This is a genomic window from Enterobacter cloacae complex sp. IR5384, from assembly GCF_049237265.1.
Lineage (GTDB): Bacteria > Pseudomonadota > Gammaproteobacteria > Enterobacterales > Enterobacteriaceae > Enterobacter > Enterobacter cloacae.
Genome location: NZ_JBMKHJ010000020.1, coordinates 36,672 through 61,055, shown reverse-complemented (window position 1 = coordinate 61,055; position 24,384 = coordinate 36,672). Strand labels below are relative to the sequence as shown.

Here is a 24,384-nt window from a genome sequence, read left to right as displayed (position 1 = left end):
TTTTCCCCGGGTTTCTTATAATAAAACGAGTCAGGTAAAAAAGGATACTTAGCAAATAAAAATTCACGTAACCGAATATAACGGCACTCTTTTACTGTAGATAATTCTGGCGAATTTGGGCGGGGGAAGTCTGAAAATAGTAAGAAAAAATGAAGAATTTTCAGCGTGGCGTAAAAGAAAAAATTGTCGGCCCGTTCGGCAAGGAAAGGGCCGACAATTGAACAGCTTATCAGGCGGCAGGGCGCGCGATGATGCTGCGGGTTTCCATGCGGACTTCGGCGATTGTTACATCAATCACGTCGGTGACCTTGTAAACCGTTTCACCTTTGATTTGCACAGTCCCGTTTTCCTGGCTACAGACCAGTTCATCGCGAACGGCATGCAGGAACGGCGCAGGGATAAAGGCCACCGCCCCATTATCCACCAGACGTACGCGCATCCCCCCACGGCTGATATCAATGATTTCTGCAGCGAAGCGAGTGTCTGTGCCGGCTTTGTCCTGCAGGAAGCGGGCGTACAGCCAGTCCCCTACGTCACGTTCCGCCATGCGGTTCAGGCGCCGACGATCTGCCATCTGCAGGGTCGTGTCATCCTGAGGACGCGCAATTGATTCGCCCTTAATGATCGCTTTCAGCAGGCGATGGTTAACCATATCGCCATACTTACGAATTGGAGATGTCCAGGTGGCGTAGGCTTCAAGACCGAGGCCGAAGTGTGGGCCAGGCTCAGTGCTGATCTCGGCAAAGGACTGGAAGCGACGAATACGGCTGTCGAGGAAACCAGAAGGCTGTGCGTCCAGCTCGCGGCGCAGCTTGCAGAAGCCCTGCAAGGTCAGCACTTCTTCCGGGTCAACATGCACATCATGGTTCTTCAGTAAGGCGGCCAGCGCTTCGGTGTTCGCCGGATCAAACCCGGTATGAACGTTATAAATGCCGAAGCCGAGCTTGTCGCGCAGCACACGTGCGGCACAAATATTGGCGGAAATCATCGCTTCTTCGACGATGCGGTTCGCAATGCGTCGTGGTTCGGCCACGATATCCAGCACTTCACCTTTTTCGCCCAGAACGAAGCGATAGTCCGGACGATCCTTGAACACCAGCGCATGGGTTTGACGCCACTCGCTGCGGCTCAGACAGATGCGGTGCAGCAGACGAATCTGTGCGGCAACGGCCTCAGAGGCCGGTTCCCAGCTGCCCGTGTTCTCCAGCCAGTCAGAGACGTCGTCGTAAGCCAGCTTGGCTTTAGATTCAATGGTGGCCGCGAAGAATTCGATATCATCTTCAATTGTGCCGTCCGCAGCAATGGTCATGCGGCAGGCGAGCACCGGACGCACTTCGTTCGGCCGCAGCGAACAGAGATCGTCGGAGAGTTCACGAGGCAGCATCGGGATGTTAAAGCCCGGCAGATAGTTGGTGAACGCACGGATTTTTGCGATATCGTCCAGCTTGCTGCCTTCAGCAATCCAGGCGGTAGGATCGGCAATGGCCACGGTTAACAGCAGTTTGCCGTCGGCAAGTTCTTCAGCGTACAGCGCATCATCCATATCTTGCGTACTGGCGCTGTCGATAGTAACAAACTCCAGGGCAGTCAGATCGCGACGCTCAAGACCTTCGTCCTGCATCTCGGTGGCGACGCCGTTCGGGGCTTCTTTCTCAAGATTATGGCGCGCAAGCGTAACCCACCACGGTACAAAATGGTCATCACCGAACGTGATGAACTGGGTCAGTTCCGCATAGAAACCGCGATCGCCTTTCAGTGGATGACGGCGCATTTCCGCAACGGCCCAGTCACCTTCTTTAAAATCATGCTCAACGCCGCGAGCGGCACGGCAGGGGATGGCGTCTTTCAGCAGAGGATGATCCGGCACGATGGAGAGACGATCGTCTTTTCTCTGCACCTTGCCCACAAAACGGGTCAGGAACGGCTCGATCAGTTCTTCCGGCTCGGCAGATTCACGCTCTTTTTCGGTATGAATAACCGCCATGACGCGGTCGCCGTGCATCACTTTCTTCATCTGCGGTGGCGGAATGAAGTAGCTTTTCTGCGCGTCGACTTCAAGGAAACCAAAGCCTTTTTCCGTGGCTTTTACGACCCCTTCTGCACGCGGCGTCTGGGAATGCAGTTGCTGTTTAAGCTGCGCTAGCAGCGGGTTGTCCTGAAACATAATGTTCTATTTTCGTAGCCATTGAGCGGCTGACAGTTTTACGCGATTCTCACTGCCACAGCAAGCGCTCTTTGGGTAAATAGTATGGTTATTCCGCTTTGCCAAGCGCCACTTTCAGGCGCTCCAGCCAGCCGTCTAACGCGCTTCGCGTAAGCAGTGCAATCGCCCGGCCAGCGGGAAGTCCTTCTTCCGTGAGCGGGTTAAACTGTGCTGCACTGAAACGGTCCGGTGAACGTGTCAACAACTCCACGGCCGCTAAGAGCGCTGGCGACGCGGCCCGGTCTTCATTGCGGCAATGGTTCAGGATTTCTCCCGTCAGATCGAGCAACGTGGGTTCGTGGCAGAGCACAGGCGTCAGCGCCTGAAGGGCGGGCTCGGCTTGCCAGCGTGAAAGCGACTCAAGTTGATGCGCACTGGCATAGCGCAGTTCCACGACAGGCAGTAGAGCGATCCAGGCGCCGGGCCTGGCGGGCAGTGTGTGCGGTTGAATATGGTGTCCCGGCAACCAGCGTACGGGGTGGCCCAGTAGCGCCTGAAATACCGCTACCACGCGGGCCTGAAAACCGATGAAGCCAATAATCTGGCTGATGAGCACGATGTCATACGTTGTCAGACCCACCTCATCAAGCTGGTGCTGCGCTTTATCATCGATGACATCCGGTGAGCTGGCAAGCTGGCGGGCATACTGCGTGATCTGGGCCAGACGGCGGTTACTTTCGCGAGAGGAGTCCGGGCCGGGAAGGGGGGCGAGAAGGGCGGCGTAGTGGTTACAGAGCCTTTGAACCCCGCAGGCCTGCGCCACCGTCAGCGCGGTGCTCAGCCTGTCGTAGGCACTCAGCGTATGCAGACGGTTGACGGCGATATCGAGTGGAAACAGCCGGTGACATAATGCCCGGGCAGGAGTAAGCCAGCCAGCACAGGCAGTAACAATCTCATCCGGTAAGGCTAAATCGAGCAAAAAACGATCGTCGACGTTAGCGGCTTCGGGCACCAGAGGCAGGACATCCGTCTGCGCGTGGTTTGACTGGGTTTCGTGGTACCAGTGGCCTTTGCCGGAAAAACGGCGTTGTTCCATGGGCGTTCCTTGATCTCAAAATGGCGATCAATATCCTGGCGTAAGGCGGATGAGGGGAAAAATATTGTTAGGTGATAACAAATAGCAGAACGGAATAACGAGAGAGGGCGGGGCGGGAAAAACTCTCTTCCCGGGCGGGAAGAGAGTCACAAACTTATTTAATTTCCAGTTCGTTCATTGCAGCGATGTTGAAGCCGCCGTCAACGTGAACCACTTCGCCGGAGATACCCGCGGAAAGGTCAGAGCACAGGAATGCTGCAGAGTTACCCACATCTTCAATGGTAACGGTACGACGAATCGGGGTAACCGCTTCGCAGTGTGCCAGCATTTTACGGAAATCTTTGATACCGGAAGCCGCCAGGGTGCGGATTGGACCTGCAGAGATGGCGTTAACGCGCACACCTTCAGGGCCCATTGCGTTCGCCATGTAGCGGACGTTTGCTTCCAGAGACGCTTTAGCCAGACCCATCACGTTGTAGTTAGGGATTGCGCGCTCTGCGCCTAGGTAGGAGAGGGTCAGCAGGGCGGAGCCCGGGTTCAGCATGGCACGGCAAGATTTCGCCATCGCAACAAAGCTGTAAGAGCTAATGTCGTGAGCGATTTTAAAGCCATCGCGGGTTACCGCGTTCACGTAGTCACCGTCCAGCTGGTCGCCAGGTGCGAAGCCGATGGAGTGAACGAAACCGTCGAATTTGTCCCACGATTTTGCCAGTTCAGCAAACATGCCATCGATGCTTTCATCTTGTGCAACGTCACATTCCAGAACAATGCTGGAACCCAGCTGCGCGGCAAATTCTTCAACACGGCCTTTCAGCTTGTCGTTCTGGTAGGTGAACGCCAGCTCAGCGCCTTCGCGATGCATTGCCTGTGCGATGCCGTATGCGATGGACAGTTTGCTGGCAACGCCGGTTACCAGAATGCGCTTACCGGAAAGAAAACCCATAGCTTTAATCCTTATATTCATTGCTTATTTTGCCTTGTAATTCATGGCGTTACAGGCAGTATTTCAAAATTATTCGAAATCAGCTCGAAATTATAGCCCACTCACTGCCCCTTGTGTCACGCTATTTCTTGCGAATCTCCCGGGAATGAACGCGCGTAAGGGGCTGATATGGGAAACGCGGCTGTGAAAATTTCGGCATTCGTCCAGTATATCATCCGGCGTCAGGTTCACCTCATCCAACCAGCGTCGAAGCGTGATCCCGTAAAGCGTTTCACCTTTTCCTGGTCTGCTCGATGAAACGCGCGACGACAATAAAGAAAACCGGGACGAAGAAAATGGCGAGAAATGTACCGCTAATCATACCGCCGAAAACCCCAGTACCAATGGCATGCTGCGTGCTGTCACTTGCGCCACGGGCCAGCATTAACGGGACAACCCCTAGCGTAAAGGCCAGTGAGGTCATCAGAACAGGGCGCAAGCGTTGCCGGGCAGCCTGTAGCGTTGCTGCCACGATTGTTTCCCCCTCCCGCTGCAGCTGCCTGGCAAACTCGACAATCAGAATGGCGTTTTTTGCAGACAGCCCGATCAGGGTGATCATCCCCACCTTGAAGAAAACATCATTTGTCATGCCGGCAATGTGTACGGCCGCTACCGCGCCAATAAGACCCAATGGCACGACCAGCATAACCGCGAAGGGTATAGACCAGCTCTCATAGAGCGCGGCAAGAACCATAAACACAACGAGGATTGACAGCACAATAAGGCCGGGAAGCTGTGACTCAGACGCTTTCTCCTGCAATGAACTCCCGGCCCATTCCCCTGCGATACCCGCAGGCATCTCTCTTGCCAGCGCTTCCATGGCTTTCATTGCCGTACCGCTGGATTCACCCGAGGCGGCACTTCCCGTAATACGTATCGCAGGATAACCCTGATAGCGGTTCAACTGCTGGGGCGCAACGTTCCATGAAAGGGTGGCAAACGCAGAGACCGGCACCATCTGTCCCGTCCGATTTTTTACCGATAAGGCTAACAGTTGTTCGGGCTGCATGCGGTAGGGCGCATCGGCCTGAACAATCACCTGTTGAACGCGGCCGTTATTGGTATAGTCATTAACGTAACTGGAGCCCGTGGTCACAGACAAGGTTTGATTAATTTCGTCAAACGAGACGCCCATGGACTCGGCTTTTTCCCGGTCGATCTGAATCGCCAGGCTGGTGCCATCCGGCAGGCCATCTATGTAGACATCATTCAGTTCAGGCCGTTGATTTGCCTGCTGAACAAGGTCATCCGCAGCCTTTTTTAGAGCCTGATATCCCAGTCCTGCCCGGTCCTGCAGATAGTAAGTAAATCCGGATGAGGTCCCCATATCCGAAATCGCCGGAGGGAGCAGGCTCATCGTCACGGCATCAGAAACGCTCTCCATGCGCGACTGGATAGCGTTTGCTTCATCCTGGGCGGTGATCCCTTGTCGGTTTTTCCAGTCCTTAAGCGTGGTAAAGGCCATGGCCGAGTTGGGGCCAGAACCTGAAAAGCCAAAGCCCAGGATCATAATGTTGCTCTCAATCGCCGATCGCGATGCAATTTCCTCTTCAAATTTTTCAACCACTTTAAGGGTACGCTGCATGGTTGCATCAGACGGCAGTTGCAGGGATGACATAAAGTAGCCCTGATCTTCATCCGGCAGAAACGAGGAGGGCAAAGACGACAGGCCAGCAAACAGGGCTGCGCAAAGGGCAACATACAGCAGCAGCATGCGGCCCGTTCGTTTTAATACGGCGCCCAGGCTGGAGGCATATACCGCCGTGAGGGCGTGAAAATGCGCGTTAAACCTGGTCGCAAATTTCCCGGTGCCTCTTTTGTTCGCCTCATGGGGCTTGAGTAACGTGGCACAAAGCGCGGGTGTCAGCGTCAGCGCCAGAAAGGCCGATAACAAAATGGAAATGGCCATTGAAATACAGAATTGTCGATAGATGATCCCCACCGATCCCTCAGCAAAGCCCATCGGGATAAACACCGCCGTGAGCACAAGCGTGATACCCGCGATGGCAGGGGTGATTTCCTGCATGGCCTGCCGCGTGGCTTCGCGCGGTGAAAGCGCTTTTTCTTCCATCAGTCTTTCGACGTTTTCAACCACGACGATGGCATCATCAACGATAATACCGATTGCCAGCACCATGCCGAACATGGTCAGGATGTTGATGGAATAACCGCTGAGCAGCATGATCGTAAAGGTGCCCAGGAGCGCCACGGGGGCGACAATCGCCGGAATAAGCGTGCAGCGTATCTTGTGCAGAAAAAGCAGCATGACCAGAAACACCAGCACCATCGCTTCAACAAACGTCTGTACCACTTTCATAATTGAAAGCTTTACGAAGGGCGCCGTATCAAAAGGGACGGTGAAGGTCATTCCCTCCGGAAGCACGTGAGAGAGCTCATCAATGCGCGCCCGCACGCCTGAGGCGGTACTGATGGCATTCGCTCCCGGTGACAGCTGGATTGCGGCTGCCGTCGCCGGGACGCCGTTTTCGCGAATACCATACGCATAGCTTTGCAGGCCGGACTCAATGCGGGCAACGTCCGACAACTGCAGGCGGGCCCCTGTGGTATCGGATTTAAGGGTAATATGGCGAAATGCCTCGACCGAAGAAAGTTGTCCTTTAACCGTAATCGGATAAGTCACTCCCTGGCCTTCTGTTGCCGGTTCATCGCCCGTTCTGCCGGGGGAAACAATGGTGTTCTGCTGGCTGACTGCCGTAAGTACATCGCTCACCGACAGCCCATAGCTGTGAAGCTTCATCGGATCGAGCCAGATACGTAGCGCTTTCTCACCACCAAAAAGCTGGACTTTGCCAACCCCCGGCACGCGGCGAAGCTCATCGCTAATATTTCTGGCAAAATAATCGCTCAAATCCGCTTCCTGAAATTTCCCGGAGGTGGATTTTAACCCCACCATCATCAGAAAACCGGCGTTCGCCGCCTCGACGTTAATGCCGTTTTGCCGGACCGACTGAGGCAGACGCGGCTCGACAATTTTTATCTGATTCTGAAGATCCATCTGCGCCAGTTTAATATCTGTGCCTGGCTTAAACGTCACCGTAATTGAGGCTGAACCGGTGGTGTCGCTCGAGGATTCAAAATAGAGCAAATTATCCACGCCGGATATTTCACGTTCGATAAGAGAGACGACCGATGTATTCATCACATCAGGGCTGGCACCGGGATACGAGACAGTAATGATAATACCCGGCGGTGCAACGGCCGGATATTGCGCAACCGGCAGCCGGGGGATAGACAACACGCCCGTCAAAACAATAAAAAGTGCGACGACCCAGGCGAAAACAGGACGATCAATAAAAAATTGCGGCATGAGGATTACTTCCAGTCAACTAACAGTGAAACGCATTACGGGTGCAGTGCCTCGTCATCGGTCGATACCCGTTTACCGATGTCCCTGAGCTGTGAAAATTTCTCAAGGAGTTGCGGGGCGTCATCCAGGCTTGTCGCAAACATCCACATATAGGTCATCACGGAGTAAATATGACCCGCCGTAATACCCGTCGAGTGGGTCATCAGGATAATGGTCAGCGTAAAAAGCAGGGCGATCAGCGAACCAATCAGTAAATATCCCCACGCTTCGCGGTCAGAGAGCGCAATACGCAAGTGTGCAAGCGTAGAATAATGACGTTTGAGGGTCGCAGAGCCCGCTTTATGTACATAATCCACCTCTTTCTCGAGGCGGTTATTGAGGCGTCTGAAGAGCAATTCATTCTTATGGGTGAAACCGGAAACAAATCCCATCAGGATTAAGACGATGATGGCGCAGACGATGCCAGCCCAGAATTCAATGATCAGCAGCATAATGGCTGCACCAAAAAGCGAACTCATTGAGGTAATGAGCATGGGCAGATGCATTTCAAAGAAATCCACGAACTCACGCGATAAGGTAACTCTCGCCGCGATTGTCGAATGATTAAGCTGGTATTTTCGCTGAGCCAGCACCACAGAGACCGCAAGCCCGGCGTAAATCCTTGCGAAGGTGCGCGTGTCCACGCTGCGCCTGGCGGCACCAATGCACCAGATAAACAGGACCATTAGCCCATACAGTGCAGCGCTCACGGTATCCCCGGCGAGAATGGCATTTATCGCGATCCCCGCAAGTACGGGATAGAGTAAAAAAGTCACATTTTCGGCAATAACCAGAAAGAAGGTAATAAACAGTTTCTTGCGGTGCCGCACGGCAAGTGCCTTGAGCGAGCCAACAACCCCGGAAACGACCGGAGGACGATGAGTATTTTTAAGGATCATATTTTTCGAGTTATTAATGCCAGAGAGCAGGGGAATTCCGTCAGGAATTTATCCATTAACCGTTACTTTATACAGCGCATGTTTAGTACTGATGTGCGATTTGTGGAGGTTATATGGAGACAGTAAACTTAAATCATCCTTAACATGAGATAAATGGGTGAGCCAACAAAAAATATAATGAGAAAACATTCGCAGTAAAACACCAGATCGGCGATATCAGGTGCGATGTTTAACAAAATACTGAAAATGATGATCAGGTAGATAAAAATCAATGCCAGGCACAGGGCCATGACAAGTAGTTCCGTCAATCCGCCTCCTTTATGTTGAATCGCAAGAAAAAACGATGTCGCTGCGATACAACCATAAATAACAGGTGAGGAGATAATGGTTGCCGCCACTTTTTCATCGACTTCATGTATCAGGATCATCCAAAGATGCAATAATCCCCACGATACAATAAGAAACAAACATGACGTGCCAATGTTAGCAGGTGAGACATATCTATTAATATTCATGGTGAGTGTCTTCGGGTATTAATGAAAGCAATTGATAGACCGGGGTGCGTGCGAGAAGTTCAACGGTTTATTCTCTTTGGTCGTTTTTTTTCTGAATAAAAAAGATTACGTCTGTATATGGAGTATTTATTTCCGAAATGTGGAGGAAGTGTGGAGACAATAACCTAAGGGGGTTCGGTTGTGGCAGAAATGTTTATAAAAAGTCGTCGCCCAACGGCACTTTTTTGTCGTGCGTGGGTCTTAGACTTTTATAAAATGACGTATAGCGTATTTTCTCAACATAATAGAGACGCTTTCAGTTCCTGTGGAGATAAAATGTACAAAAATAATTTAATCCTTGTCGCCGAAGATGAAGATGAAATCGCCGATATACTGATGAGCTACCTGCAGCGGGCTGGGATGAAAACGTTAAGGGCAACTGACGGTGAGCAGGCGATAAACCTGACGCGTCTGCATAAACCGGATCTCATTTTGCTGGATATCCAGTTGCCGGTATTTGATGGCTGGAGCGTTCTTACCACGCTGCGCCGGGAGAGTACGGTGCCTGTTATTATGGTCACCGCCCTCGATCAGGATGTTGATAAACTGATGGGATTGCGCCTGGGCGCTGACGACTACGTGATCAAGCCTTTCAATCCCTCTGAAGTTGTCGCACGAGTCGAAGCCGTACTGCGCAGGACGAAGGCTCACGTTCAACAGGTGGCTGCAATGCCGCTCAGGACGCCCTTCATCACGGTCTACCCGGATGATTTCTATATAGAAGTTACGGTGGGGGAAGAGGTGGTTTGCCCGGTATTGACCACCACAGAATTTAAATTGCTGACTTACCTGGTCAGGAACCCAAGAAAGGTCTGCTCTCGTGAGGAATTACTTAACGCCTGCCTGCCGGAAGGCGATACCTTAGACAGAACGGTCGACAGCCACATGAGCAAGCTGCGTAAAAAACTGGAGCTTGCAGGTCTTCATGGTGTGCCAGAAAGCATTAGAGGAATGGGCTACCGGCTGGGAGAAAAAAAATGAGCAGAGAATCTGTTCTGAGCCGCCAGATTCTGACCTACATGTTAACGCTGGCGTTGATGATTATCGCCATCGCTATCCTGGGGTCCTGGCTGTTTTACAGCTTCGTACTCGATTACCTTCCGGGCGGCGTAGCGGCCGGTAACGATGAAAATATGACGATGTGGGACTGGGTGTGGATCGTGACGGTCTCTGCAATCAGTGTGATGATTTCCCTCTTTTTAACCGTAAAGCTGTCATCGCGTATCCTCACGCCGTTAAACGCGGTAGCCACAAGCCTGAAACGCATCTCGCAGGGCGAGCTGGATGCCAGGGCCTGGTGCGCCAGCTCCCGGCTTGGCGAGATAAATCATCTCGTCAACGACTTCAACGAAATGGCTGAAAAATTACAGACGCTGGACAGTCAACGTAAATCCTGGAATGCGGCGATTGCGCATGAGTTGAGAACGCCCGTCACGATTTTACGCGGGCGGCTTCAGGGGCTCGTCGACGGTGTTTTTACGCCGGAACCTGTTCTGTTTAATAACCTGCTTAAACAAACCGAAGGGTTGGCGCGGCTGATAGAAGATCTCAGGGTTGTCAGCTCAGACGGCGGTGCCGGTTATACGTTATGTAAGAGTGAAATCGACCTGAAGGAAACCCTCGAAACGGCGCTGGAAACCTTCAGACCCGAGTTTGAGCGTAAGCAATTTACTCTTCGTACCGAACTTAAAGCCCAGCGGTGTCTCTGCGATCCGCTACGTATTAATCAGTGCTTAACCGTGCTGTTCGACAATGCGCTGCATTATTCGACATCACGTAAACTCATCGTAAAAAATGGCGTGTTTGGCAGAGAAAATTACATCCTGATTCAGGACGAAGGGCCGGGCATTCCCCGCGAATTTCATGATTTTCTCTTCCAGCCCTTTCAGCGGGATAAAGGGGCCAGACAATTGAATCCTGAAGGGTGTGGTTTAGGGCTGTCGGTGGTCAAAGCCATCATGTCTGCGCACGGTGGCGATGTCACCTATGTGTTGACGAAGCAAAACCACTCCCTCTTCAAATTAACCTGGCCGAACGCGTCGTAACTGCGTACAGGCTCAAATGAGCCTGTTTGCGACGGGCGTCATTTGCCACATTTCACCTAACCTGGCATCCCATTCCGGCGGCGTGATAGCCAGTTTGCCCCGTTTCGGGCTTAACGTTATCTCACTGAAGTAGATCTCGTCCCGGGTGAGCATGAGATCGACACGGCAATAGTCAATACCCAGGGCCAGCTCTTGCGCCGCCAGCAGCGCTTCCTGATAAGAGGCAGGCTTGGGTATGTCCTGCGGAGTGTTGGGATATTCCATCTGGAAAGGCTGCAACTGCCAGTGGCGATCGTAAACGTTGATAAAACCATTGCCGCTTTCATCGGTGAAATCAGCTTCCACAAACTGCGCGACACCGTGGAAACAATGAATCCTCAACATCTCGGGTGTTGTGTTTTTGTCCATGTCATTAAAGAGATCGATATACTTCTCGCACAGAATAACAGGAGGGATGTTTTTATATTGCCATTCCCGTGTGGTGTAATATAGATTTCTCTTTAATGCCAGCCGGAGTTTGTTTTGCGTTTTTTTAAGGTCAAATTCAGCTTTGTTTGTGCATATGATCGCGCTTCCACTGTCATGGTTGCACTTTAAGACAAATTTATGCGGCAGTTTCGTCATGTCGATGTGCTCAACGCGACGGTATACGCCAATCAATGGAACGATTTTTAGACGTTGCGTTCTCGACAGGACATATTCCCGCACAGCCAGTTTATCCGCCAGCATCGTATAGTGCGCATTATGGTCATAGACCAGACGATGACAAATTTTTTCGTTCAGGGTGGCAGGTGATTTTATATCAAATGTGTCGCCGTGGGTTGCTTTGAGACGGGACAGATGAAAGTTAATGTCTGATATTAAATAAGACCGACACTTCCTAAGCAGATACTCAAGGTGTTTTAAATAATATGTGGTTTTGTTCATTCTTTCCTCCGGAATATCTGCATATTCTGAAGGAGAAGGATTGATTCTTATTGCCTGGAGTATGGAGGAAAAATGGAGAGCCGCTTATAAAGCGGATGGCGATGTGCAACGCAAAATAAAAGGATTAAACGTCCTGTTTAATCCTTTGAAGTTCTGAGTCGAAATATTCGCTGTCGCGGGAGACGCCTGACGGGCGGTTACCGATCCTTTCTCCATGCATCAGCAGTTAGCGCTTCACCAAAATGTCCGGCAATCAGGCGTTTTGTTAAATCGTGGAGTGGGGAAGCCAGCACATCCGCCGTGCTGCCGCGCTCGACAACTTCACCCTGATGCATGACCATCACCTGGTCGCTGATGTGTTTCATCATGCCAAGATGTTGGGTGACGTAGATATAAGAGATCCCCTGTTTTTCCTGAAGTTCCAGCATCAGGTTAATTAACTGCGAACGCATCGACATATCCAGTGAGGCGAGGGCTTCGTCAGCAATAATCACCTTCGGGCGCAAAATCAGGGCGCGCGCCAGCCCCAGACGCTGCTTCTGTCCCGGAGCCAGCATATGCGGATAGTAACTTTCGTGATCGGGCAGCAGTCCGACCATACGCAGGGTTTCAAAGATACGTTTACGGCGAGCGTCAGGCTCCAGATCGGTATTCAGCCGCAGCGGGAAATCCAGGATCTGCGAAATACGCTGGCGCGGATTGAGCGAGGTGGAGGGATCCTGGAAGATCATGCGGATGCGCTGGCTGCGGAAGGAGTAATCGCCGAATGCCAGCGGATGATCGTCAATCAGCACTTCACCGCCGCTTGGCTCAACCATGCCCGCCAGCATCTTAGCCAGCGTGGATTTGCCGGAACCATTCTCGCCAATAATCGCCAGCGTCTGCTTTTCGCGCAGCGTAAAGCTCAGCGGTTTCACCGCTTCCACGGTCTGGCGATGGAACAGCCCGGTGCGGTAGCGAAAGGTCTTACTCAGGTTGCGTACTTCCAGTAAGGTTTCGACCATTTCACTCTCTCTCCATGTTCAGCGGGAAATGACAGGCGTAAAGATGGTTTTTCGCCCCCGTCAGACGCGGCGTTTCAATACACTTACGCTGAGCATACGGGCAACGTGGCCCAAGACGACAGCCTATCGGCAATGATTCCAGAAGCGGGATCGCACCCGGCAGCGTGTTCAGACGGCTCTTGTGCGGCATGGCGCTGCCAAAATCCGGGATCGCACGAATCAGCGCCTGGGTGTAGGGGTGGTGCGGCGTGGTGATCAGATCTTCACTGGGGGCGGTTTCCACCGTTTGCCCACAGTACATCACATCAATTTTATCCGCCCATTTGCTGAGCATTTGCAGGTCGTGACTGATCAGCAAAATGGTGGTGTTGTTATTCTGATTCAGCCGCGTCAGCAGACGGAATATCTGCGCCTGCGTGGTCGGCTCCATGGCGTTTGTTGGTTCATCCGCAATCAACAGGCGCGGCTGATTGGCCAGCGCGATGGCGATCATCACTTTCTGGCATTCACCGTCGGTGAGTTCGTAGGGGAAACTGCGCATTGCGTCTTTATGATCTTTGATCCCGACGCGGTGCAGCAGCTCAATGGCGCGGCGTTTGCGCCAGCCGAAACGCTGCCACCAGCGGCCTTTATAGGTCCAGCCGGGGATATTTTGCATCAGCTGCTTACCTACGCGCTCGGACGGGTCAAGGCAGGATTGTGGCTCCTGGAAAATCATCGAGACGTTATGGCCCACCAGCTTGCGACGCTCGCGCGGAGAGAGGCGCAGCAGGTCGATATCATCAAAACGCATGCGGTCGGCGGTGACGCGCCAGTTGTCCTTCGCTACACCACAAATGGCTTTGGCGATGAGGCTTTTCCCGGAGCCGGATTCGCCCACCAGCCCGCGAATTTCACCTTCAGCAAGGGTAATGCTGATTCGATCGACGGCCTTAACCCAGCCTTCCCCGGTTTTAAACTCGATGGTGAGGTTGCGAATATCAAGAAGCGGCATTATTGCACCCCCGCATTAATTGCGCGGCGAATACCGTCGCCCAGCAGGTTAATCAGCAACACGCTGACCATAATGGCCGCACCCGGTAACATAACTGTCCACGGGGCGACGTAGATAAGCTCCAGCGCATCGCCCAGCATCGCACCCCATTCCGGTGACGGCAGTTGGGCACCCAAATCGAGGAAACCCAGCGCAGCGATATCCAGTATCGCCATCGACAGGGCGCGGGTGATCTCGGTGACCAGCCCGGCTGCGATATTCGGCAGGACGGCAAACCAGAGAATATTCAGCGTGGTGGCACCGTCCAGACGGGCAGCAACAACATACTCTTTCTCCAGTTCGTCATGCACCATGCTGTACACAGAGCGAACGATACGGGGCAGGATAGCCAGCCACACGGCAAACATGGCATGCATCAGGTGCGGCCCGGCAAAGGCCACCACAATGATCGCCAGCAGCAGCGACGGGATAGAGAGCAGGGTGTCCAGAATATGGTTCAGCACCGCCGAGCGCAGACCGTGGGTGGAGCCAGCAAAAATGCCCAGCGCCAGACCGCAAACTGTGGCGGCAAGCGTCACCACAAACGCGCCACCCACCGTTGGGGCGGCACCGCTCAGCAGGCGGCTCAGCACATCACGGCCCAGATCGTCGGTGCCCAGGAAGAAGGAAACCTCCCCATAGCGTGACCACGATGGGGGCAACAGTTGATAGCCGAGGAACTGCTGGTCGATACCGTATGGCGCAAACCACGATCCAAATACGCACAGCAAGACCAGACCGGCACAGCCGTACAGGCCGATCATTGCCGTGGTGTCACCATAGAATTTACGCCACACGGTACGTAGCGCACCGGGCGTGCGCTTTTCACTGTATACGCTATCGTAAGGCATACCATTCCTTATGCTTCAACGGGTTGGCCATTGCGCCCAAAATATCGGAAATCACATTAACAATAATCACCAGCGAACCGATCACCATGACGCCTGCTGAAATGGCGGCGTAATCCTGCTGACGAATGGCGTTAATGAGCCACCGGCCCAGACCTGGCCAGCTAAAGACCATCTCGGTGATCATCGCCAGGGTCAGCATGGTCGAAAACTGCAGCCCAAGGCGCGGAATAACCGGCGGGAGCGCGTTATGCAGTACGTGACGACGCAAGATAGTCAGGCGTGAGAGCCCGCGCGTGGCCGCAGCTTTAACGTAGTTCTGATCAAACACTTCCATGGTGCTCAGGCGCATCAGGCGGATCACTTCGGTTGTTGGCGCCACCGCAAGCGTTAGCACCGGCAACACCATATGACGCAGGGCGCTGACGATCATTTCGTGACGCCAGACGGAATCAGAGAGCCATGCATCAATAATGGCGAAACCGGTCACCGATTTAACCGTGTAGAGGAGGTCAAAGCGGCCTGAAACCGGCAGCCAGCCCATCGTCAGAGAGAAGAACAGCGTCAGCAACAGCGCCAGCCAGAAGACCGGGATAGAAAAGCCGAGCAGGGCGAGGGCGCTGATAAATTTATCCTGCCATTTATTGCGATAAATCCCCGCCAGCATGCCCACTGGAATGCCTACCATCAGGGCAAAGCCGAAGGCCAGAATACAGAGCTCCATCGTGGCCGGGAACACGTCTTTCAACTGCTCAGAGATAAGCTGTCCGTTGATACTGGAGACGCCAAAATCCCAGTGCAGCAGGCCGTTGAACCAGAACAACCAGGCATCCCACAGCGACGATCCCTGAAGCGGGGCGTGCGGCGTAAAGTAGCTCAGGCTGAATCCCACGAAGGTCAGTAAAAAGAGCGTCACCAGCAGTAACAGGAGTCGACGCAAGGTAAAAATGATCATGGTTTTTTCACCTCTTGTTCTTTTTCACGGTCGACCCCGGCGAAGGAGGCGTTGCCAAACGGGCTCAATACCAGGCCTTTAATATCGTAACGATAGGCCTGCAGACGCAGGGAAGAGGCCAGCGGCAGCACGGGCAGTTCCTTAGCGAGAATCTTTTGCGCTTCATCATAGGCATCAATGCGTGATGAGAGCTGTTGTGACGCCAGCGCTTTTTGCAGAACGGCGTCAAACTCGCGGTTGCACCAGTGAGCGTAGTTGGTCTGTGAGTTTATTGCCGCGCAGCTTAACAACGGACGGAAGAAACTGTCCGGGTCGTTACTGTCAGTCGCCCAGCCCGTCAGCGTGAGGTCATGGTTCATATCCATCAGGCGCGCTTCCTGGAAACGCCCTTCAACCGGAACGATGATCACTTTTACACCCACCTGCGCCATATCAGCCTGCAGCAGCTCGGCGGTTTTCAGCGGGCTAGGGTTCCATGCCTGAGAGCTGGTCGGTACCCAGAGCTGCAGCGTCAGGTTTTCAGCGCCCAACGCTTTAAGCTGTTCGCGTGCTTTTGCCGGATTGTATTCCGTGATTTTGGCTTCACCGTCATACGCCCACGAGGCGCGCGGTAAAATAGAGGCGGCGGTTTCCGCGGTGCCGTAATAAATGGACTGCATCAAACGCTGGTTGTTAATGGCCAGCGCCAGTGCATGACGCACAGCCGGGTTATTCAGCGGCGGCTTATCGGTGTTAAAAGCGAGATAGGCAATGTTCATACCCGGGCGAAGCGTCAGGCGCAGGCGCGGATCGTCGCGTAAAATAGTGAGCTGGCTGGCGGCAGGCCAGGCCAGCACGTCACATTCGCCGGTCAGCAGCTTTGAGAGCCGCCCCGTACCGCCAGACCCGAGATCGACCACAACCTGCGGCATCAGCGGCGTGCCGCGCCAGAAGTGTTCGTGGCGCTGCAGGCGAATATATTGCCCGGCGCGGTATTCGGCCAGCTGGAACGGACCGGTGCCGACCGGCTGGCGGTCAAGCAGCTCCTGACGATCCTGCTTGTTCAGCTTTGCCGCGTACTCAGCGGACATGACGGACGCATAGTGGGTCGCCAGATGCCAGAGGAAAGAGGCATCCGGGCGCGTCAGGGAAAATTCAACCGTCCGGTTATCCAGTTTGCGCACGCTTTTAACGGTGTCGGCAAACTGCAGGCTGTCGAAATAGGGGAAGTTCCCCCCGTTGACGTTATGCCAGGGGTGATGGCGGTTGAAGATACGCTGGAACGTAAAGACCACATCGTCTGCATTCAGCTTGCGCGTGGGGGTAAACCACGGCGTATGCTGAAACGCAACGTCATCACGCAGACGGAAACGGTAAGTTGCGCCGTTGTCCAGCACCTCCCAGCTTTCCGCCAGCTCCGGCACCAGACGGTAGGTGTACGGATCAACATCAAGCAGACGGTCGTAAAGCTGAGCGGCGAGAGTATCCACAATCAGGCCGCTACCCGCTTTTTGTGGGTTGAAGGTATCAACCTGTCCGCTGACGCAGTAGACGAAGCCACTGTCACGAATATCAGGCTGCTCAGTTGGCTCGGGGGCAGCAAAGGCCTGGCTACTGAACAGACTGAGTGCAAAAAAGGACGATAAAACCAGACGCATAATTTTTAAGGTATGATATGTTAAGTGGCTATCTTACTAATATTAAACGAAATTATCCAGTGTCGTTTATCCCTGAGGGCATCCTGGGGGCAGTAGCGTTTGCAGTCGCTCATTCAGCATACCAACCTGATCGGCGTTCATACCGACTCTCCACTTTGAATATACCTCATAAACCATCTTAGCATTTTCATGCCCTGTCTGACTCGCTATAAACGAAGGATTCGCCCCGACAGACCGTATGCGGTTAGCAACTGCGTGCGTGATTGGCTGATGGAACTCACGACTGACATCTTCCCGTTACCTCGCGATGCGATATTGGGTGGGCAATAAAACCCCATAATAAAGTGCGCGCTGTTTATCCTGTGCAAGCATGATGTGATGGCGTGAATTATTATTGAGTCGATGTATTACAATAAGAAATATTCACTAAACGTATACTTGCTTAATTAATGGTTGCGTTACGAGTAATGTTGATTTATATACTGACCCTCTGATCCTGCAATTTGGCAGGGTGAAAGAAAAAAAGAATAAAATGAATCATCATAACATCTAAGAAAATTACAGTTTTCTGTTGGGGCATACCGAACGGCACTGCGCCTGATTGTCTGCTTTTTTATATTTAATGTTAAATCTTTTTCATCATGGACGTCTCGCGTCTTTCTCATGGCATGAGAAGTGACCAAAACATCAGAGAGTTAGGGAATGATTGAACCTTTGGGGCTAATTAAGAATTTTGCACGCGTTCGCACGCGCATATTCGTGACGATTGCGTTTTTCTCATCGGTCATAAATATACTGATGCTGGCACCATCTATTTATATGTTGCAGGTTTACGATCGCGCGCTGTCATCCGGGAATACCACAACGCTTTTTATGTTGACGCTGCTGGTGTTATTTATGTTTGCCGTCATGGCACTCCTTGATTACGCGCGTGGCATCGTCATCATCCGATTGGGTAATCAGTTTGATAATGCGCTTTCGCCTGCAATCTATACCGCTGCATGTGAAAGTAATCTCGTTAAGCACAGCCCGAATGCCGGGCAGGCTATCAGCGACCTCACCGTTATACGCCAGTTTGTTACCGGCCCGGCGTTATTTGCGGTTTTTGATTCCATTTGGTTTCCCGTTTACCTCGGCGTTATTTTTCTTTTTAACACCTGGCTCGGGGTGTTCTCGCTTTCAGGCGCATGTCTGCTGCTGGCCCTGGCGTTTATTAACGAAAAAACGACGCGTCAGCTTTTGAATGAAGCGGGGGGGTATGCCTTGATCTCAAATCACCAGGCTAACAGCTCCTTACAATCCGCTGAGACGCTGCATGCCCTGGGGATGACTGATAACGTTAAGGCGCGCTGGTGGCGCGGACATCAACAGTTCGTTTATAGCCAGAGTGCGGCCAGTGAACGCGCTGTATTGATGTCTGCCGTCACCAAAACCGTACGCATGGCGCTTCAGTCCCTGATGTTGGGGCTGGGCTGTTGGCTGGCGATTCTGGGAGATATCTCGCCGGGCATAATGATCGCGGGCTCAATTTTGCTCGGAAGAGCGCTGTCACCGGTGGAACAACTCATCAGCGTGGCGAAAGGCTACCGGTCAGCTCGTCTGGCATGGGAACGCGTGGTTCGTCTGACGGGAGACTTTCCCCCGGCGCAGGAGAGCATTCGCCTGCCAGCTGCGCAGGGAGTGCTCACGGTGGAGAATGTCACCGTTTTCCCTCCGGGAAACCCCCGGCAACCCATACTGCAAAACATCACTCTACGGGTAAACCCGGGTGAGGTGCTGGGAATTGTGGGAGCCAGTGCATCGGGGAAATCCTGTCTCGCCAGAGTGTTGTGCGGTGTCTGGCCTGCCGGAGAGGGGGACGTCAGGCTGGATGGGGCGGATATTTATCAGTGGCAGAAGCAGACGCCGGGTCCCGGAATCGGCTACTTGCCGCAGGACGTTACGCTTTTTACGGGAACCCTCGCTGAAAATATTGCCCAGTTTGGTGAGATTGATTCAACGCAACTGATCGCCACGGCAAAGCTGGCCGGGATCCACGACATGATTTTGCGTATGCCTGACGGGTATAACACCCTGACTGGCGAGCAGGGTATGGCCCTGTCGGGTGGGCAAAAACAGCGTATTGGCCTGGCCCGGGCGCTGTACGGCAATCCGGCACTGGTGATCCTTGATGAGCCCAACGCTCACCTCGATGAATCGGGTGAGCAGGCTTTGCAGCAGGTTATCCGGCAGCTCCGGCAGCAGAAAAAAAGCGTCGTCATCATTTCTCATCGTCCGGGAATATTGCCGCTGACCAGCCATTTGCTCGTCCTCGAAGGCGGAAAAACCAAGCTTTATGGCCCAACGGCACAACTCTTACAGCAGTCAGCTCGCCCGGTAAATAAGACACACAGCGTCCCTGCTGAACAAGGAAGAGTCCATGCATAATAGCGATGCGCAGAAGACGCCCCTTGTTGACGTCGTTCCGTTTGTCCGCCTTGGCTGGGTAGTGTTGCTGGCAGGTCTGGGATCTTTCTTGCTCTGGGCGGCACTGGCGCCGCTGGATAAAGGTGTTGTTTCCACCGGAACCGTGGTGGTGGACGGCTACCGTAAGGCCGTTCAGGCACCCACAGGCGGTGTGGTGACAAGCATCGCCGTCAAAGAGGGGCAGACGGTACATAAAGGCGACCTGCTGGTGCTTCTCAGCCAGCAATCGACGCTCGCCCAACTCTCCGCTGCGCGCCAGCATTATCTGACGTCGCTCATTGCTGAAAGCCGCCTGCAGTCTGAGCTGGCGGGCATGCAAACGCTGACCTTACCCCCTGAGACAGAAGACGAAGCCCTGCGGGATGCGATCAAGCCCATTGTGGCTCAGCAACGCCAGCTTATGCATGCCCGGCAGGAGGCGCTGAAAAATGCCCAGGAAAACGACGCTCAGGCCATTGCAGGGCTGGCTCGCCAGCGCGATTCGCTTGCCAGAACCTGCGAGACGAAAGCGCAAGGGCTCGCACTGTTAAATCGTCAACTCAAAGACCTGAAACCACTAATGGAAGAGGGCTATTTCCCCCGTAACCGCTATCTCGATATCCAGGTGCAATCGGCGTCTCTGGCGGGCGAGGTGGGTGAAACCCGCAGCAAAATCGTAGAGTTAGGGAATCAGATCGCCCAGCTCAAACGCGGCATGCGGCAGCGGTTGATTGACAACCGGAAAGATATTGAAACGCAAATTGACCAGCTTCGCCTGCAGGTCAGCGAGAGCAAAAAACAGCTGACGCTCTCCGGTGTCGATCTCTCCCTGACCCGCGTTGTCGCACCGCAGGATGGTGTGGTAATGAACCTCGCGCTTGCCAGCGACAGCGCGGTGGTGAGTGCGGGCGAGCAGCTACTGGAAATTGTCCCGCAGGCCTCCCCCCTGATTATCGACTCACAAATTGACGTCGCCTTGATCGATAAAGTCCATAAGGGCATGCCCGTTACCCTGATGTTTACCGCCTTCAACCAGCAAAGCACGCCGAAAATCCCGGCCCAGGTGTCGCTGGTGTCAGCGGATCGCCAGACCGATCCCACCACCCAGCAGCCGTACTACAAGATTCAGATCGCCGTTACGCCGGAGGGGATGAAAAAGCTGAAGAGCGAGGAGGTTAAACCGGGTATGCCAGTAGAGGTCTTTATTAAAGCCGGAGAGCGCTCGCTGTTGAGCTATCTGCTGAAACCCATTGTGGATCGTGCATCGCGGTCGTTCATCGAGGAGTAAAGATGCTTACCGCAAAATTCATACCTGTTGTGTATCTGCTCGCGCTGATGACGTCCTTTTCAGCAGGTGCGCTGACACTGACCCAGGGCTGGTTCATGGCGCTGGACAACGATCCGCAGTACCGCGCTGCTGTGAAGGATCAGCTTGCCGGAGAAGAGTACATCCCCATCGGTCGCGCCGGGTTACTGCCAAAAGTCAGCGTTAGCTATCAACGCGCACCGCGTAACTGGCAGCGACAGCAGTACCAGCAGACAAATTTGTTGGGGGAGCGTTCTGAGGTGGTGCAACATCAACAATATGACAGTTATTCGGGATCGGTTACCGTTGTTCAGCCGCTGTTTGATTACGATGCCTATGCGGGGTATCGCATCGGCATTATCAAAAAAATGCAGTCTGATGAACGCTACCGAAGCAGTCTGATTGATCTGCAAAACCGTTTCATTACCGCCTGGCTGGATCTTACCGAGGCGCATCAACGGCTTCAGCTTGCGGCTCTGCATCGTCAGGGGCTGGAAGAGCAGAAAAAGCAGGCTCAGCGACAGTTTGAGGCCGGTGAGGGAGCAGTAACGGATGTCACCGAGACCGCCTCTGCGCTCAGCCTGGCGATTGCGGATGAGGTGGAGGCGCGCGATACGCTGGATACGGCTAACGTTGCGTTATCAGCGATCGTGGGCATGGATCTCTCGCAGACGGCAGCGCTGCCGATACTCGGTGAAAAGCCGCTTAGGCTGCCGCTGGCATCAGGAGACTATCGATACTGGGAACAAAAGGCAGCCGCGCATAATCCCGATATTCTTTCTGCCGGACATAGCGTGGAAGAAAAACGCTATGAAATTGAACGCAGTCGCGCTGGCGCGCTTCCCCGGGTACAGCTTTACGCGATGCATTCGGAGAACGATTCAAGCAACGACAATACCATTCATCAGAAATATCGTACCGACAGCATAGGCCTGCGCGTCAGCATGGATCTCTTTTCCGGGGGCGGCGTTTCAGCGTCCCTGCGTCAGGCAGCGGCCCGCTATGAGCAGGCAAAATATCTTCACGATGCACAGCGGCTGGCGACCTACAGCGAAATTAAAAAATCCTTAAATAAATGCCTCCATGCGTCAGAGCGCCTTGCTGCCTATGCTTCCGCGGTGGACGCCGCCAGGCGTCAGATTGAAGCGACGAAAAAAAGCATTCAGGCTGGTCAGCGCATGAATATCGATTTATTAAATGCAGAACAATCTTTCTATAAAACCAAAGTTGAGCTTACTGCAGAAAAACATGCTGTCATTAAGGCATGGGTCAGTTTGCTCGCGCAGACGGGCGAAATAAACAATGATAACGTTATGTTACTTGATTCGTATTTTGCTCAATGATTGTTGATAATAAACAGAGGGACGACTATGCCTGTATTCGATTATCAGGGCGAGAAAAACACGCAGCTTATTAAGGATGCACTGACCATTGAAAGTATCAATTTTGGTGCAGCCACGTATGCTGATTATACCTATACAGAAGAAAATGGCTGGAAAGTATTAGACGGGACCACGCTTAACTACAGCGGCTGTACTAATCCCTATGGTGCTTTTTATGGCGAAAGTCTTCTTGAAACCAGTGCCGAATGCAACGTTATGGGAAAATATGACGCCAATGGCAAGCTGGTCAATATAGGCATTAGCTTCTGGGGGACGGGCACTTACGCCAGCGCGCCTTCACTTCAGCATACCATCAATACCGCGATGGATACCGTCAGCGACGTATTATCTGCACTGGTCGACGGCTATGCGGATAACTATGTTCTCAACGCGTATAAAAACCTCATGAGTTCGGTGGCCGCGTTTGCCACGGCAAATGGCCTGACCGGTAATGACATCATCATTACCGGACATAGTCTTGGCGGACTGGCTGTTAACAGCATGGCAACCCTGTCCGCACAGGGCCAGTGGGGTGGTTTCTTTGAGGACGCTAGCTACGTCGCATTCGCCTCTCCGACTCAAAACCTGGCCGATGACAAAGTGCTTAATATTGGTTATGAGAACGATCCGGTATTTCGTGTGTTAACGGGTCACAGCTTGACGCTGGACAGTTTATTTAACCACGACACGCCGCTTGAAACCTGCACCAACAACATCGTCTCCTTTAATGATTACTATGCCGGCCTGACCAACGATTGTAAGATCTTTTCGATCGCGAATATGGCGTCCTGGGCCGGGCACTCCGGTCAGGGCTATACGGACGGTGCATTACGAATTATGGATTCTGAAATCTATGATTTCACCCATCAAAATTCCAATATCATTGTTTCTAATCTTTCTGAAGCATACCGTTCCACGACCTGGGTTTCGGATCTCAATAAATCCGTAACGCATGTGGGATCAACATTTATTATTGGTACCGAAACAAATGATTTATTACAAGGAGGGAAGGGTAACGATTATCTCTGCGGTGGTGGGGGAGATGACAGTTTTAAAGATCACAGCGGCTACAACGTTATTTATGGCGGCGCAGGGACTAACACCTACGTAACGGAATGTCATATTGCCGATTTTACGTTTAGCCACGATGCAGAAGGGACGCTGTACTTTAAATATTCCACCGGCGATATTACACGGGCGGAAGATATCCATTACGTTAACGCAGACCACACCTTGTTCAGCCTGTTTGGTATTAACATCAACCAGAACGCGACATGGCAGGTCACGGATTATGGCTTAGAAGGTGACAGTGGCTCAATCGCGTATGCGAAAAGCTATTATGCCGATACAGAGAACAGCTTCACTATCTCGACCGCCAGTAATGACAGCTGGTTCTATTCAGGAGCCAATGACAGTGAGATCAGCGTAAACGGGAACAATAACAATGTGGTTTCCGGGTATGCCGACGACGCCATCCACCTTAACGGCAGCGAAAACACGCTTCTCTTCTACGGTGATTTTGGTCATGACACGGTCTATAACCTCTCCGCCAGCGACAGCCTGATCTTTATGGCTAACCAGAACATTGCCGATAATGACAGCTATCTCAACCACCTGTCGTTTGAAGGTGATAATGCCTTACTCACCTACGGCGACAGCAGCGTCACGCTGGTCGGTGTGAATACCGATATGCTTTCGCAGATGCATATTGCGGTAGCATGACTCTTATCCCCGCGGGATCCTCGCGGGGATAAATCCCGT

The 24,384-nt window shown here is 52.9% G+C and carries 18 protein-coding genes and 1 pseudogene; 6 read left to right on the top strand and 13 right to left on the bottom strand.

The genetic code is table 11. The features are described from left to right. Positions 1-229 precede the first annotated feature (229 nt). The 6 genes from ACOTX3_RS16365 to ACOTX3_RS16340 form a co-directional block, all read right to left on the bottom strand. Complete coding sequence (locus tag ACOTX3_RS16365; RefSeq protein WP_038985431.1) at positions 230-2,164, bottom strand: exoribonuclease II; 1,935 nt, start codon at positions 2,162-2,164, stop codon at positions 230-232. A gap of 88 nt (positions 2,165-2,252) precedes the next feature. After that, positions 2,253-3,239, bottom strand: a complete 987-nt coding sequence (locus ACOTX3_RS16360) for a CMD domain-containing protein (protein WP_058678828.1) — start codon at positions 3,237-3,239, stop codon at positions 2,253-2,255. Positions 3,240-3,393: 154 nt separating this feature from the next. Beyond that, positions 3,394-4,182 carry an enoyl-ACP reductase FabI gene (gene fabI / locus ACOTX3_RS16355; RefSeq protein WP_013096384.1) on the bottom strand — a complete coding sequence of 263 codons (789 nt, stop codon included), beginning with the start codon at positions 4,180-4,182 and terminating at the stop codon, positions 3,394-3,396. Positions 4,183-4,453: 271 nt separating this feature from the next. Next, positions 4,454-7,549 (bottom strand): multidrug efflux RND transporter permease subunit, encoded by a 3,096-nt coding sequence (locus tag ACOTX3_RS16350; RefSeq protein WP_058678829.1) that lies wholly within the window; start codon positions 7,547-7,549, stop codon positions 4,454-4,456. A gap of 35 nt (positions 7,550-7,584) precedes the next feature. Then, positions 7,585-8,487 carry an ABC transporter six-transmembrane domain-containing protein gene (locus tag ACOTX3_RS16345; protein WP_040022219.1) on the bottom strand — a complete coding sequence of 301 codons (903 nt, stop codon included), beginning with the start codon at positions 8,485-8,487 and terminating at the stop codon, positions 7,585-7,587. 128 nt (positions 8,488-8,615) lie between these two features. Continuing rightward, complete coding sequence (locus tag ACOTX3_RS16340; RefSeq protein ID WP_044158342.1) at positions 8,616-9,002, bottom strand: hypothetical protein; 387 nt, start codon at positions 9,000-9,002, stop codon at positions 8,616-8,618. 315 nt (positions 9,003-9,317) lie between these two features. On the opposite strand from ACOTX3_RS16340, the gene ACOTX3_RS16335 reads away from it, so the two are divergent. Then, positions 9,318-10,022 (top strand): response regulator, encoded by a 705-nt coding sequence (locus ACOTX3_RS16335; RefSeq protein ID WP_020690953.1) that lies wholly within the window; start codon positions 9,318-9,320, stop codon positions 10,020-10,022. Next, positions 10,019-11,086, top strand: coding sequence for an ATP-binding protein (locus ACOTX3_RS16330; protein ID WP_058660363.1), 1,068 nt, complete (start codon positions 10,019-10,021; stop codon positions 11,084-11,086). The genes ACOTX3_RS16335 and ACOTX3_RS16330 overlap by 4 nt, the downstream gene beginning before the upstream one ends. Before the next feature lie 12 nt (positions 11,087-11,098). Here ACOTX3_RS16330 and ACOTX3_RS16325 read toward each other — a convergent pair whose 3' ends face one another. The 7 genes and pseudogenes from ACOTX3_RS16325 to ACOTX3_RS16295 form a co-directional block, all read right to left on the bottom strand. Next, a complete protein-coding gene (locus tag ACOTX3_RS16325) occupies positions 11,099-12,013 on the bottom strand; it encodes an ATP-grasp fold amidoligase family protein (protein ID WP_058678831.1) in 915 nt (304 codons plus the stop codon). Between the two features lie 197 nt (positions 12,014-12,210). After that, positions 12,211-13,017: a putrescine export ABC transporter ATP-binding protein SapF gene (sapF, locus tag ACOTX3_RS16320; protein WP_013096393.1), complete on the bottom strand. Its 807-nt coding sequence runs from the start codon at positions 13,015-13,017 to the stop codon at positions 12,211-12,213. Between the two features lies 1 nt (position 13,018). Next, positions 13,019-14,011 carry a peptide ABC transporter ATP-binding protein SapD gene (gene sapD / locus ACOTX3_RS16315; RefSeq protein ID WP_013096394.1) on the bottom strand — a complete coding sequence of 331 codons (993 nt, stop codon included), beginning with the start codon at positions 14,009-14,011 and terminating at the stop codon, positions 13,019-13,021. Then, positions 14,011-14,901, bottom strand: a complete 891-nt coding sequence (sapC, locus tag ACOTX3_RS16310; RefSeq protein ID WP_013096395.1) for a putrescine export ABC transporter permease SapC — start codon at positions 14,899-14,901, stop codon at positions 14,011-14,013. Before sapC ends, sapD begins: the two co-directional genes overlap by 1 nt. Further along, positions 14,888-15,853: a putrescine export ABC transporter permease SapB gene (gene sapB, locus ACOTX3_RS16305; RefSeq protein WP_013096396.1), complete on the bottom strand. Its 966-nt coding sequence runs from the start codon at positions 15,851-15,853 to the stop codon at positions 14,888-14,890. The genes sapC and sapB overlap by 14 nt, the downstream gene beginning before the upstream one ends. Next, positions 15,850-17,490, bottom strand: coding sequence for an ABC transporter substrate-binding protein SapA (gene sapA / locus ACOTX3_RS16300; RefSeq protein ID WP_038419595.1), 1,641 nt, complete (start codon positions 17,488-17,490; stop codon positions 15,850-15,852). Before sapA ends, sapB begins: the two co-directional genes overlap by 4 nt. 66 nt (positions 17,491-17,556) lie before the next feature. Further along, positions 17,557-17,721 (bottom strand): annotated as a pseudogene (locus ACOTX3_RS16295) (site-specific integrase); the annotation flags it as partial. A 471-nt stretch (positions 17,722-18,192) separates the two neighbouring features. Here ACOTX3_RS16295 and ACOTX3_RS16290 point away from each other — a divergent pair. From ACOTX3_RS16290 to ACOTX3_RS16275, 4 genes are read left to right on the top strand one after another with little or no spacing between them, the layout of a single operon-like run. Further along, the gene (locus ACOTX3_RS16290) at positions 18,193-19,917 is read left to right on the top strand and encodes a type I secretion system permease/ATPase (RefSeq protein WP_255321527.1); all 1,725 of its coding nucleotides are present in this window, start codon (positions 18,193-18,195) and stop codon (positions 19,915-19,917) included. Next, positions 19,910-21,223 (top strand): HlyD family type I secretion periplasmic adaptor subunit, encoded by a 1,314-nt coding sequence (locus tag ACOTX3_RS16285; RefSeq protein WP_038419591.1) that lies wholly within the window; start codon positions 19,910-19,912, stop codon positions 21,221-21,223. The genes ACOTX3_RS16290 and ACOTX3_RS16285 overlap by 8 nt, the downstream gene beginning before the upstream one ends. Positions 21,224-21,225: 2 nt before the next feature. Continuing rightward, positions 21,226-22,584 carry a TolC family outer membrane protein gene (locus ACOTX3_RS16280; protein WP_058678832.1) on the top strand — a complete coding sequence of 453 codons (1,359 nt, stop codon included), beginning with the start codon at positions 21,226-21,228 and terminating at the stop codon, positions 22,582-22,584. A gap of 27 nt (positions 22,585-22,611) precedes the next feature. After that, complete coding sequence (locus ACOTX3_RS16275; RefSeq protein WP_023622385.1) at positions 22,612-24,345, top strand: lipase; 1,734 nt, start codon at positions 22,612-22,614, stop codon at positions 24,343-24,345. The last annotated feature ends 39 nt before the right edge of the window (positions 24,346-24,384 follow it).

Excerpts from the sequence above, each read along its gene's own strand:
- ACOTX3_RS16365 (WP_038985431.1), bottom strand. The coding sequence starts at position 2,164 with ATGTTTCAGGACAACCCGCTGCTAGCGCAGCTTAAACAGCAACTGCAT.
- ACOTX3_RS16360 (WP_058678828.1), bottom strand. The coding sequence starts at position 3,239 with ATGGAACAACGCCGTTTTTCCGGCAAAGGCCACTGGTACCACGAAACC.
- fabI (WP_013096384.1), bottom strand. The coding sequence starts at position 4,182 with ATGGGTTTTCTTTCCGGTAAGCGCATTCTGGTAACCGGCGTTGCCAGC.
- ACOTX3_RS16350 (WP_058678829.1), bottom strand. The coding sequence starts at position 7,549 with ATGCCGCAATTTTTTATTGATCGTCCTGTTTTCGCCTGGGTCGTCGCA.
- ACOTX3_RS16345 (WP_040022219.1), bottom strand. The coding sequence starts at position 8,487 with ATGATCCTTAAAAATACTCATCGTCCTCCGGTCGTTTCCGGGGTTGTT.
- ACOTX3_RS16340 (WP_044158342.1), bottom strand. The coding sequence starts at position 9,002 with ATGAATATTAATAGATATGTCTCACCTGCTAACATTGGCACGTCATGT.
- ACOTX3_RS16335 (WP_020690953.1), top strand. The coding sequence starts at position 9,318 with ATGTACAAAAATAATTTAATCCTTGTCGCCGAAGATGAAGATGAAATC.
- ACOTX3_RS16330 (WP_058660363.1), top strand. The coding sequence starts at position 10,019 with ATGAGCAGAGAATCTGTTCTGAGCCGCCAGATTCTGACCTACATGTTA.
- ACOTX3_RS16325 (WP_058678831.1), bottom strand. The coding sequence starts at position 12,013 with ATGAACAAAACCACATATTATTTAAAACACCTTGAGTATCTGCTTAGG.
- sapF (WP_013096393.1), bottom strand. The coding sequence starts at position 13,017 with ATGGTCGAAACCTTACTGGAAGTACGCAACCTGAGTAAGACCTTTCGC.
- sapD (WP_013096394.1), bottom strand. The coding sequence starts at position 14,011 with ATGCCGCTTCTTGATATTCGCAACCTCACCATCGAGTTTAAAACCGGG.
- sapC (WP_013096395.1), bottom strand. The coding sequence starts at position 14,901 with ATGCCTTACGATAGCGTATACAGTGAAAAGCGCACGCCCGGTGCGCTA.
- sapB (WP_013096396.1), bottom strand. The coding sequence starts at position 15,853 with ATGATCATTTTTACCTTGCGTCGACTCCTGTTACTGCTGGTGACGCTC.
- sapA (WP_038419595.1), bottom strand. The coding sequence starts at position 17,490 with ATGCGTCTGGTTTTATCGTCCTTTTTTGCACTCAGTCTGTTCAGTAGC.
- ACOTX3_RS16290 (WP_255321527.1), top strand. The coding sequence starts at position 18,193 with ATGATTGAACCTTTGGGGCTAATTAAGAATTTTGCACGCGTTCGCACG.
- ACOTX3_RS16285 (WP_038419591.1), top strand. The coding sequence starts at position 19,910 with ATGCATAATAGCGATGCGCAGAAGACGCCCCTTGTTGACGTCGTTCCG.
- ACOTX3_RS16280 (WP_058678832.1), top strand. The coding sequence starts at position 21,226 with ATGCTTACCGCAAAATTCATACCTGTTGTGTATCTGCTCGCGCTGATG.
- ACOTX3_RS16275 (WP_023622385.1), top strand. The coding sequence starts at position 22,612 with ATGCCTGTATTCGATTATCAGGGCGAGAAAAACACGCAGCTTATTAAG.